This window comes from Streptomyces sp. WM6378 (assembly GCF_001279695.1).
In the GTDB taxonomy this organism is placed as follows: domain Bacteria; phylum Actinomycetota; class Actinomycetes; order Streptomycetales; family Streptomycetaceae; genus Streptomyces.
Map to the genome: position 1 here is coordinate 1 of NZ_LGDD01000046.1, position 11,304 is coordinate 11,304.

Annotated in this window: 7 protein-coding genes; 5 read left to right on the forward strand and 2 right to left on the reverse strand. The window is 72.7% G+C overall.

Annotation, left to right across the window (positions count from 1 at the left end; all coding sequences use genetic code 11):
- Positions 1 to 116 precede the first annotated feature (116 nt).
- The 3 genes from ADK54_RS06965 (at position 117) to ADK54_RS06970 (ending at position 4,340) form a co-directional block, all read left to right on the forward strand.
- Positions 117 to 740, forward strand: coding sequence for a hypothetical protein (locus ADK54_RS06965; protein WP_053724654.1), 624 nt, complete (start codon positions 117 to 119; stop codon positions 738 to 740).
- 215 nt (positions 741 to 955) lie between these two features.
- Complete coding sequence (locus ADK54_RS46665) at positions 956 to 1,132, forward strand: hypothetical protein (protein ID WP_199826887.1); 177 nt, start codon at positions 956 to 958, stop codon at positions 1,130 to 1,132.
- Positions 1,133 to 1,280: 148 nt separating this feature from the next.
- Positions 1,281 to 4,340: a helix-turn-helix transcriptional regulator gene (locus ADK54_RS06970; protein ID WP_053724650.1), complete on the forward strand. Its 3,060-nt coding sequence runs from the start codon at positions 1,281 to 1,283 to the stop codon at positions 4,338 to 4,340.
- Between the two features lie 69 nt (positions 4,341 to 4,409).
- Here the strand turns inward: ADK54_RS06970 and ADK54_RS06975 are convergent, their stop codons facing one another.
- Together ADK54_RS06975 and ADK54_RS06980 are read right to left on the reverse strand one after the other, a co-directional pair.
- Positions 4,410 to 5,561 (reverse strand): PQQ-dependent sugar dehydrogenase, encoded by a 1,152-nt coding sequence (locus ADK54_RS06975; RefSeq protein WP_078966175.1) that lies wholly within the window; start codon positions 5,559 to 5,561, stop codon positions 4,410 to 4,412.
- Between the two features lie 110 nt (positions 5,562 to 5,671).
- Complete coding sequence (locus ADK54_RS06980) at positions 5,672 to 6,685, reverse strand: aldo/keto reductase (RefSeq protein ID WP_053724652.1); 1,014 nt, start codon at positions 6,683 to 6,685, stop codon at positions 5,672 to 5,674.
- Positions 6,686 to 6,759: 74 nt separating this feature from the next.
- On the opposite strand from ADK54_RS06980, the gene ADK54_RS06985 reads away from it, so the two are divergent.
- Both ADK54_RS06985 and ADK54_RS06990 read left to right on the forward strand, forming a co-directional pair.
- Complete coding sequence (locus tag ADK54_RS06985; protein WP_053724653.1) at positions 6,760 to 7,701, forward strand: 2-hydroxyacid dehydrogenase; 942 nt, start codon at positions 6,760 to 6,762, stop codon at positions 7,699 to 7,701.
- Between the two features lie 386 nt (positions 7,702 to 8,087).
- The gene (locus ADK54_RS06990; protein ID WP_053724655.1) at positions 8,088 to 10,961 is read left to right on the forward strand and encodes a putative bifunctional diguanylate cyclase/phosphodiesterase; all 2,874 of its coding nucleotides are present in this window, start codon (positions 8,088 to 8,090) and stop codon (positions 10,959 to 10,961) included.
- Positions 10,962 to 11,304: the final 343 nt, after the last annotated feature.

Sequence of the window (11,304 nt, forward strand, 5' to 3'; positions counted from 1 at the left end):
CGGGTGGGCCGGGCGGGGCGCTGAGCCGGCTGCCGGGTTCGCGTTGAGGCAGGCGGGGGCCGCGCGTTAAGGAAGCTCTCAGCGGGCTCTCAGAAACGGCACCTAGCGTGCCCGGCATGAACGCCACCCCCGCCACGACGAAGACCGACGCCGAGACCGAGCCCAAGACGGACGCCGAGGCCGAGACAGAGGCCACGTCCACCACCGGGGGAGCGACCGCCGAAACGGCCCCTGAGGCCCCCGACGCCCAGGACCCCGAGAAGGCCGAGCTCGAAGACGGCCTCGACGAAGCAGGCGAAGCGGACGAGGCCGACGAGCTCGACGACGAGCCGGCCCCCCGGCCGGCCTTCGGCACGGGCGCCGCGGCCGTCGTCGCCAGTGCGCTCGGCGCGGTGTCGCTCAGCGGCACCTGGATGGGCAAGACGCTCTCCGAGCGGGCCACCCTGATCGGCCAGATCAAGACCTCCCAGACCGGCACCGCCGCCCAGCAGATCCAGGAGATCTACGGCAACTCCTGGCACACCACCGCCGTGGTCAACGGCGTCTTCGCGCTGCTCGCCCTGGTCGTCGGCGCCGTCGTGCTCGCCCGGCCCGCCTTCGGGACGCCCGGTCGCGCCGAGCAGCCGGTGTGGGTCAAGGCCGTCGCCCTCGCCGGAGTCGTCCTCGGCGTGATCGGCCTGCTGATCTCGGCGGGCATGTACCTCGACCTGTTCGCGGCGCTGCCCAGCACCAAGGGCTGAGGTTTCGAAGGGCGCGCCTAAGGCACCCGCCACCCCGCCTTAGACGGATCGGGTCCGGCATCCGAGACGTCTAAGGCAGCACCTCCTTACAGATGCGGCAGTCGCCCGATGTGGGAGAGGCCCCTGGGAGACGAGAGTTGAGGCATCGCAAGGGACCGGAACGACACCGGAACCGAGCGGAGCGACCTCAACCGCGTCAACCCAGGAGTGCCGAGATGTTCGACTACGAGATGCACAAGGTCCACGAGGCCGAGCTGCTGCGCCGCGCCGACCAGGAGCGCCTGGTGGGCCTGGCCCGCCGGGCCGGGCGCCGCTTCGGCCGCCGCGATGGCGACAACGGGCCGGAGGGGCGGGTGAGTTCACCGCGGAACCGGTTCGTACGGGCCGCCTGAGCCCCGGCCGGCTGCGATGACGACCACCCCGACCCGCCCCGCCACCACCGCCCGGACGCCGTCCCCGGCCGTGGCCCCGACCTCCTCCGGGGCCGCCTCCCCAGCCGGGGACGGACCGTCCGAGGCCGCGTTGTCAGACTCCTGTGCGATGCTCGGCAGCGTGGAGACCAGGTCAGTCAGCCCCGTGTTCGTCGGCCGAGCCGACGAACTGGCGGTATTGAACGAAGCACTCGCCCGCGCCGCGGCCGGGGGAGAGCCGCAGGCGCTGCTCGTCGGCGGCGAGGCGGGCGTCGGCAAGAGCCGGCTCGTCGAGGAGTTCACCGACGCCGCCCGCGCGGCCGGCGCGGTGATCGCCATCGGCGGCTGCGTCGAGGTCGGCGCGGACGGGCTGCCCTTCGCCCCCTTCTCGGCCGCGCTGCGCGCCCTGCGCCGCCGGCTGCCCGACGAGCTCGCCGCCGCGGCCGACGGCCAGGAGGAGGAGCTGGCCCTGCTCCTGCCCGAGCTCGCCAGGACTGGCCGCCCCACCTCGCGCGAGGACGGCACCGCCCGCCTCTTCGAGCTCACCGTACGGATGCTGGAACGGATCGCCGCCGAGCGCACCGTCGTCCTCGTCCTCGAAGACCTGCACTGGGCGGACGCCTCCACCCGCCATCTGCTCGCCTACCTCTTCCGCACCCTGCGGCGCGGCCGGCTCGTCGTCGTCGCCACCTACCGCGCCGACGACATCCACCGCCGCCACCCACTGCGCCCGCTGCTCGCCGAGCTCGACCGGCTGCGCAGCGTGCGGCGCATCGAACTGCCCCGCTTCACCCGGGCCGAGGTCCACCGCCAGCTCACCGGAATCCTCGCCGCCGAACCCGAACAGCGCCTGGTGGACGAGGTGTTCGAGCGCTCCGACGGCAACGCCTTCTTCGTCGAGGAGCTCGTCGTCGGCCGCGACCCCGACGGCACCTGCCCCGACCTCAGCGACTCGCTGCGCGACCTCCTGCTCGTCCGCGTCGAGGGCCTGCCCGAGGACGCCCAGCGGGTGGTGCGGATCGCCGCCGAGGGTGGCTCCACCGTCGAGTACCCACTGCTCGCCGCGGTCGCCCGGCTCCCCGAGGACAAGCTCATCGAGGCCCTGCGCGCCGCCGTCGGCGCGAACATCCTGCTGCCCGCGTGGGACGGCGACGGCTACCGCTTCCGCCACTCCCTGGTCCGCGAGGCCGTCAGTGACGACCTGCTGCCCGGCGAGTGCTCGCGCCTCAACCGCCGGTACGCCGAAGCCCTGGAGGCCGATCCCTCGCTGGTGCGGCCCGACGAGCGGACCACCCGGCTCGCCACCTACTGGTACCACGCGCACGACGCCGCCAAGGCGCTGCCCGTGGTCCTTGACGCAGCGGTCGAGGCCCGCCGCCGGCACGCCTATGCGGAGCAACTGAAGCTCCTGTCAAGGGCGATGGAGCTGTGGGACGCCGTCCCCCAGGAGATCCGCGCCGGGCTCCGGCCCCTGGACCACGCGGGCTCCTACCCGGCCTGCGGCTGCGCCCCCGAGACCCCGGCGTCGCTGCGCTACCTCGACCTGCTCGCCGAGTCCGTCGAGGCGGCCCGGCTGTGCGGCGAGCGCGAACGCGCCCTGAAGCTCGCCAAGAAGGCGCTGCGGCTCATCGAGGCCGAGAGCGACCAGCCCTCCGGAGGCGACCCGCTGCGCGCCGCCTGGTTCTGGATCCAGCTCTCCCGCCTGATGCAGAACCTGGGGCGCGGCGACGGCTGGGCCGAGATCGCCACCGCCCAGGAGCTGGTGCGCGGGCTCGCGCCGTCCGCCGTGCACGCCGAGGTCCTCGCCACCGCGGCGGGCTGGCGCATGCTGCACAAGCCCGGCGCCGAATCCCTGGCCGCGGCCGAACAGGCCGTGGAATACGCCCGGTTGGTGAAGACCGAGGAGATCGAGCTCAACGTCAAGCTCACCCTCGGCAGCCTGATGCTGGACTCCGGCTCGGTCGAGGGGGGCCTCGCCCTGATGCGTACGGTCATCGACCGCTCGCTGGAGCTTGGCCTGATCGGCGAGGCCACCCGCGGCCATGTGAACCTCTGCTCGGGCCTTGAGGCCGTCGGCCGCTCGGCGGACGCCGTGCGCCTGGCCGACGACGGGGTGCGCCTCGCCCAGAAGTACGGCCTCCTCGACAACGAGGCCTGGGTGCAGGCCAACCGTGCCGAGTCCCTGTTCAACCTCGGCCGCTGGGCGGAGGCCGCCGACTGCGTCGAGCGGGTCCAGCGGATCGCGGTGAGCACCAAGCCGCTCGGCAACGCCCTCATGCGCCGCGCCGATCTCGCCCTGCTCCGGGGCGAGTTGGACGCCGCGACGGCCTCCCTCGCCGAGGCCCACGCGGCCTTCGGCAAGTACGACCCGATGGCCCAGCACGCCATCCCGCTCGCCCGGATCGCGCTCGGCATCGCGGCCGCCCAGGGGCGCATCGACGAGGCCCGCGACGAGCTGGTCCGCGCCGTCGAACCGGGCTTCCCGCCCGGCACCCAGCGCTATGCCTGGCCGCTGCTCGCCGCGGCCGCCTCCATGGAGGCCGACCTACGAGGCCTCCCGTCGGCCGGGCCCGGCCGCGCCGCCGGCCTCGACCTGATCCGTACCGCGGCCAAACGGCTCCCGACCGGCGTCCCCGCGTGCGAGGCGCTCGCCCTGGTCGTGGCCGCCGAGCTGGACCGCGCCGAGGACCGCGACCGGGCCGCCGGTTGGGAAGCGGCCGCCCGCGCCCTGAGACCCGTCGAACGCCCCCACGACCTGGCCCTGGTCTGCCACCGCTGGGCCACGGCCCTCCTCGCCGAGGGCGGCGACCGCGAGACCATCGCCTCGCTGCTCCGCCAGGCCCACGCCGAATCCGTACGCCTGGGCGCCCGCCCCCTGCGCGAACAACTGGAGCTCCTGGCCCGCCGGGCCCGCCTCCCGCTGACCGCCCCGGACCCCGTGGAGGCCGATGGCCGGGCCGAGCCGGTGGAGGCGCTCGGCCTCACCAGCCGCGAACAGGACGTCCTGCGCCTGGTCGCGGCCGGTCACAGCAACCGCCAGATCGCCGAGGAGCTCTACATATCCCCGAAGACGGCGAGCGTGCACGTCTCCAACATCCTCGCCAAGCTGGGGGTTTCGGGCCGGGGTGAGGCGGCGGCCCTGGCCCACCGCCTCAACCTGTTCCCGGAGGCGATCAGCCCCGCTCCTTGACACCGACGCGACGCCGAGCCTTTGCGCAACGCCGAGCCTCACGTGACGTCGACGCCTATGTGTCGACGCCTATGTGACGTCCAACTCCAGGATGCGGTCGTCCTCCGGCTTCGGCTTGCCGCGCGAGTCGGTGTTGTTGGTGAGCAGCCAGAGCTTGCCGTCGCTCCCGGCCGGCAGGACGGTGCGCAGCCGCCCGTACTGGCCGGTCAGGAAGGCCTCGGGGTCGGCGCGCGGCTTGGTGCCGTCCAGCGGGACGCGCCACAGCCGCTCGCCCTTCAGCGAGGCGATCCACACGGAGCCGGCCGCGAACGCGATCCCGCTGGGCGAGGCCTCCGACGTCTTCCACTGGGCGACGGGATCGACGTACCCCGGCTTGTTCCCCTCGCCCTCCACCACGGGCCAGCCGTAGTTCTTCCCGGGCTCGATGAGGTTGAGCTCGTCCCAGGTGTCCTGCCCGAACTCCGAGGCCCACAACCGGTTCTCGCCGTCCCAGGCGAGGCCCTGCACGTTGCGGTGCCCGTAGGAGTAGACGACGGAGTCCGCCTCCGGATTGCCGTACGCGGGCTGCCCGTCGGGCGTCATCCGCAGGATCTTCCCGCCGAGCGACTTCTTGTCCTGGGCGAGCCCCCGCTCGCCCGTCTCGCCGGTCCCCGCGTACAGCATCCGGTCGGGCCCGAACGCGATCCGCCCGCCGTTGTGGTTGTTGCCCTTGGGGATCCCGCGCAGGATGGTGTCCGGCGCCCCCAGCTGCTGGCCCTCCGGCCGCTGCGGGTCGTAGATCATCCGGGCGATGCGGTTGTCGGATTCGGTGGTGAAGTACGCGTAGACGAGATGGTCCGAGGCGTACGAGGGCGACAGGGCGAGCCCGAGCAGTCCCCCCTCGCCCTGGTGGGCGACGCCGGGCACGCTGCCCACGGCGGTCTTCTTGCCGGTCTGCGCGTCGACGAGCACGACCGAGCCGTCGTCACGGGAGCCGACGAGGAGCCCTCCCTCGGGGAGCGGTGCGATGCCCCAGGGCGACTTCAGATCCTCGGTGACGGTCCTGGCCACCTTCACCGAGCCCTTGGCGGGCGGGAGCTGGGCGTGCGGGGTCGCCGTCGAGGACGCTTGGGGACCGGAGGGGGCGCCCTTGCCCTGCGGCCGCGCGTCCGTGGAGGAGCAGCCGGCCGCGAGCACGAGCGCGGCTGCGGCCAGGGCGGTGGCCACGGTGGTTCGTCGCACGGTTGGGGTTCCCTTCGACGGGGTCGATGCGCTGGGTTCATTCTGCGGGCAGCGGCCTTGGCCGGGCGCCCCCAACTCCCGCCGCGGGCAGGGTCCGCCGAGCCCGGCGCTCAGTCCCGCGCCGGTGGCAGCGCGGCCAGTTCCGCCAGGTCCCGCGGGGTCAGGGCCAGGCCCGCCGCGAGGGCGTTCTCGCGCACCCACTCCTCGCGCTTGGCGCCCGGGACGGGTATCACCTGGTGCCCGAGGCGCAGCAGCCAGGCCAGCGCCACCTGGCCCGGGGTCGCCCCGTGCCGCGCGGCGACCCGGCGCAGGCCCGCCACCACGGGCTGGTTCGCCGCCATCATCTCCGCCGTGAAGCGGGGGTGGCGGGCCCGGATGTCGTCCGGCTCGAACCCCTGGCCCGGGGTGAGCGTGCCCGTCAGGAACCCGTTGCCCAGGGGCATCGCGGCGAGGAAGCCGACGCCCCGGGTCGTGCACCACGGCAGCAGCGCGTCCAGCGCCTCCCGCGACCAGAGGGACAGCTCCGCCTGCACGGCCGCGACCGGGAACACCTGCTGGACCCGGTCGAGCAGCCGCACCGTCTCCTCGTACCGGCCCACGTGCAGCCCGTGCACCCCGGCCACCGGCGCGGTCCGGCGCACCGCCCGCGCACCCATGGCGCTGAGCCCCAGCGCCCGCACCTTCCCAGCCGTCACCAGCTCCGCCAGCGCCCCCCAGGTCTCCTCGACCGGGACCTCCGGGTCGGCGCGGTGCAGCAGATAGAGATCGATGACGTCCGTCTGGAGGCGGCGCAGCGAGGCGTCACAGGCCCGGCGCACGTACCCGGGGCGGCCGTTGGCGACCACGTGCTGGTCGACGCCCACGAGCAGCCCGCACTTGGTGGCGACGAACGCCTCGTCCCGCCGCTCCTTGAGGACCCGCCCGAGCAGCAGCTCGTTGGTGAACGGGCCGTACATGTCGGCGGTGTCAAGGAGGTTCGAGCCGATGTCGAGGGCCGCGTGAACGGCCCGCAGCGAGCGCTCCAGGTCCTGCTGCGAGCGGGTGTAGCCCCAGCTCATCGGCATGCAGCCGAGTCCGATCGCACCCGCCCGCAGGGCCCCCGCCCCGATTGTCCTGCGCTCCACCTGGCCGGATCCCTCCCTCGTCCCTCCCCAAACTAACCTCTGGCCGCCGGGGCCCTTCGCATAGCCTCCTGACCATGACCGCAGACGTATGGATCCCCTTCGACCCGGCCGACGTCCCGGGCCTGCCCGCCTCCCTCGACTACCGGTTCTGGGACGGCGGCCCCGACTTTCCGGCCGACCCCGCCGACTGCGCCTTCTACGTGGTCCCGTACATGAAGCCGTCCGAGATCGCGCTCCGCCCGCTCGCCGCCATGACCGGCATCCGGGTCGTGCAGACGCTGACCGCCGGCATCGACCACGTACAACCCGGCATCGGCCTGCTGCCGCCGGGTGTACGCCTGTGCAACGCCCGCGGTGTCCACGAGGCGTCCACGGCCGAGCTGACCCTCGCCCTCGTCCTCGCCTCGCTGCGCGGGATCCCCGGCTTCGTCCAGGGACAGGAGAGGCAGGAGTGGCGGTCCGGGTTCTATCCGGCGCTCGCCGACAAGTCCGTCCTGATCGTGGGCTACGGGTCGATCGGGGCCGCCATCGAGGACCGGCTCGCGCCCTTTGAGTGCGCGCGGGTGGCGCGCGTCGCGCGCTCATGGCGCACAACGGAGCGCGGTGAAGTGCACGCATTGACAGATCTGCCCGCACTGCTCCCTGAAGCGGACGTCGTCATCGTCTCCACGCCGCTGACCGAGCGGACGAAGGGCCTGGTCGATGCCGAGTTCCTGGCCCGCCTGAAGGACGGGGCGCTCTTGGTGAACGTCGCGCGCGGGCCCGTGGTGGACACCAAGGCGCTGCTCGCCGAATTGGAGTCGGGGCGCATCCACGCGGCACTCGATGTCACCGACCCCGAACCGTTGCCCAAGGGACACCCGCTGTGGCATGCACCGAATGTCCTCATCAGTCCGCATGTGGGCGGTTCCAGTTCCGCGTTCCTGCCCCGCGCCAAGCGCCTGCTGGCCGCTCAGCTCACCCGCTTCGTTGCTCAAGAACCCCTCGCCAACGTCGTTCTGACGACGGATCAGTAACGCTCCGCAGCGATTCAGGTGCACCCGGTGCCCACGCAACTCCGGACTGTCACTGAGCGTATAAGGGCTATGTCCCTGAGTGACGAGACTGGTGTATCGTCCCGACCGGGGGCCGGCGCCGTGCGTCTACGGCGCGGGGAGCGATCACTGCGAGGGGGGCGACGGGCGATGCACGGCCAATGGACGAACGATCCGACGCGGTGGAGCCGCCTGCGGAAACCCCGCCGCGCGCATCGCGCGACAATGCACCGCGGTGGAGCGGCGAGGGCCGGGGCGACAACCGGCACAACGAGGAACGGCGCCCAGGAGCACGGCCGATGGGGCGGCGGCACGGACACCCGGCCGGCCGGTACCCCGAGGCGGGCCCGCTGGCGAGGAGCCGTCCGGTGAGCGCCCCCGGAGCGGTTCTGACCCGGCCGCCCCTGAGCGGAGGCGGCGGGACCGGCATGGTCTCCCAACTGGCGCTCGCACTGATCTGTGCCGGATATGCCACCGGCGCATTCCTGGGCTGGGGCTCCGAGGAACTCGCCCTGATCATGGGCGACTTCGGCCTCTCCGGCGCGGCCCTGATCGCCGCGGTCTCCTGCTTCCGCTACGCGCGGAGCGGCGCGACCGAGAGCGAGAACAGCTTTCGGCCGGCGTGGTTGCTCTTCTCGTTCTCCTCCGCCATGGCCGCCTGCGGCAACGGCGTCTGGGGCTGGTACGAGGTGGTGCTCCAGCGCGGCGTGCCCACCCCCTCGACCGCCGACTTCTTCTTCCTCTGCTTCGCGCCGCCCGCCATCGTGGGCCTGCTCGTGCTCGCCAAACGCCCCGTCACCAAGGCGGGCTGGGTCTGCCTGGCACTGGACTCCTGGCTCATCGGCGGCTCCCTGCTCACCCTGTCCTGGAGCCTCGCGCTGGCGCGCACGGCCCACGAGGGCGAAGGTGAGGGCGTCGCCCACGCCACCCTCACGCTCGCCTACCCGCTGCTGGACATCGTGCTGGTCAGCATGGTGCTCGCGCTGCACTTCCGGCGCTCGTCGGCCAACCGGTCCGCGGTGAACACCGCGATCGCGGCGCTCGCCCTGACCGTGCTGTGCGACGCCCTGTTCACCTCGCCGCTGCTGCGCGAGCACTACCGTTCGGGCCAGCTCCTCGACGCCGGCTGGTTCGCCGGCTCCCTGCTGCTCGCGTACGCGCCCTGGGGCGCCCGCAGGACACCGGCCGCGCCGCCCCGGCCGCCGGTGGCCGCCCCGCGCGACGCCCGCCCGGCGGCCGGCCGGGTGCGCTCGCACGCGCTGCCGGTGACGCGGCCGCTCGCCAGCTCGCTGGCCGCGCTCACGCCGTACCTCGCGGCCGCCGTGTGCACCCTGGGGATCCTCTACAACGTCATCGAAGGGCACCGGGTCGACCGGATGGTCGTCTTCACCGGCTGCACGGTCGTGCTGGCCCTGGTGGTCCGCCAGGGGATCATGCTGCTCGACAACATCGCGCTCACCCATGAACTGGCCCAGAAGGAGAACCACTTCCGCTCCCTGGTGCAGGGCTCAAGCGACGTCATCATGATCGCCGCCCCCACCGGAATGCTGCGGTACGTCAGCCCCGCCGCCGCCGGCGTCTACGGACGGGACGCGGAGGAACTGGTGGGCTCCGAACTGGCCTCGCTCATCCACCCCGAGGACCTCGGCCGGGTGGTGCACGAGGTGCGCCGGTTTCTGGCGGCCCCGCCCGCCGAGGAGCCCACGACGCGGATCGAATGCCGCTTCAAGTCGGGGACCGGCGAGTGGCTCAACGTGGAGTCGACGGTCAACCGCCACCAGGGCGGGCTCATTCTCAACAGCCGTGACGTGACCGAACGGGTGCGCCTTCAGGCGCAGTTGGAGCACAACGCCGAGCACGACCCGCTCACCGACCTGCCCAACCGTGCCCTGTTCACCAAGCGGGTGCGCAAGGCGCTCGGCGGGCGGCGCAGCTCCGACCCCGGTACCGCCGTGCTCTTCATCGACCTCGACGGCTTCAAGCAGGTCAACGACACCATCGGCCACCAGGCCGGCGACGAACTGCTCATTCAGGCCGCCCGCAGGCTCCAGGACTCGGTACGGGCCGGCGACACCGCGGCCCGGCTCGGCGGCGACGAGTTCGCCGCGCTCATCCTGGGCGACGGCACCCGCGACCGCTCGGCCCGCGAGTACCACGTCAGGGAGATCGCCGACAGACTGCGCCTCACCCTGTCGCAGCCCTACCAGATCGACGGCAACGATGTCCGGGTCGCCGCGTCCATCGGCGTCGCCTTCGCCGAGCCGGGCGTCGGCGCGGGCGAGCTGCTGCGCAACGCCGACCTCGCGATGTACCGGGCCAAGAAGGGAGGCAAGAACCGGGTCGAGCTGTACGCCCCGCAGATGCAGGCCGAGGTCGTCCGCAAGTCGGAGCTCGCGGCCCGGCTGCGTACCGCGCTGAACGAGGGCGAATTCGCGGTCCTGCACCAGCCCGTCGTCGACCTCACCACCGGTGAGGTCTCCGCGGTCGCCGCCCAGGCCCGCTGGAGATCAGCCCAGGGCATCCTGTTCACACCGGCCGAATTCCTCCGGGTGGCCGACGAGAGCGAGCGCGCCGCCGAGCTCGGCCGCTGGCTGCTCGAAGAGGCCGTGGAGCTCGCCGCCGAACGGATGAGGGCCGGCCACCACGCACCCGTCTCAGTACGCCTCTCGGCCCGCCGCCTCCTCGACAAGTCGATGCCGCTCGGCTCGGTGGAAGCCCTCCTGACCAGGAACGGGCTGCCCTCGGGCGCCCTGATCATCGAGCTCGCCGACAGCGACCCCAGGATCTCCTTCGACGAGCTGGAGCGGCGGCTGGTGGGCCTGCGCAGACTCGGCGTGCGGGTCGCGCTCGACGGCTTCGGCAGCGGCTACGCGGCGATCAACGCCCTGCGCCGGCTCCCCATCGACCTGCTGAAACTGGACAGAGGGCTGGTCGAGGGCGTCGTCGAATCGGCCCGCCTCCACAAGATCACCGCGGGGCTGCTCCGGATCGCCTGCGATCTCGGCATGCAGTCGGTGGCCGACGGGGTGGACGTCCCGGAGCAGGTCCTGGCGCTGCGCGCCATGGGGTGTACGCATGGGCAGGGCATGGCGTTCTCCGGTCCGCTCGACGAGTACCGGCTGCGGCGGGCCCTGGTGCGCGGCGAATACCCGGTGCCGGGCGGGGCCGCGCTCCCCGTGCTCAGTGGCCGGAGCCGGCCCATGCTGAGCTCAAATAATGAGACGCCCGTCCCACCTACTTGACACCACCTGCGCGCCGGGGGGAGGGTCAATGCCATGCGCACCCGAATTCTCGTACTTGGAAAGCGCGTCGGCTGAAGCGGAGCCCCAAGCAGGCTCCGCAGACCGCACCCGACGCGCTCCCCTCGCTTGCCTCACGGCACGAGGGGTTTTTTGTTGCACTGGCACCCCTCAAGCACTACCGCGATCTCGACTAAACCACCGCAAAAACCCTCAGCTTCGAGAAGAGAATGCCGATGACCGAGCAGGCCACCGGGGCCCACCATCCGCAGCCGCGGCCCCGTAACGGCGGACACCAGTCCGCGACCGTTGAGCACGTCACGGGCGCGAAGTCCCTCATCCGTTC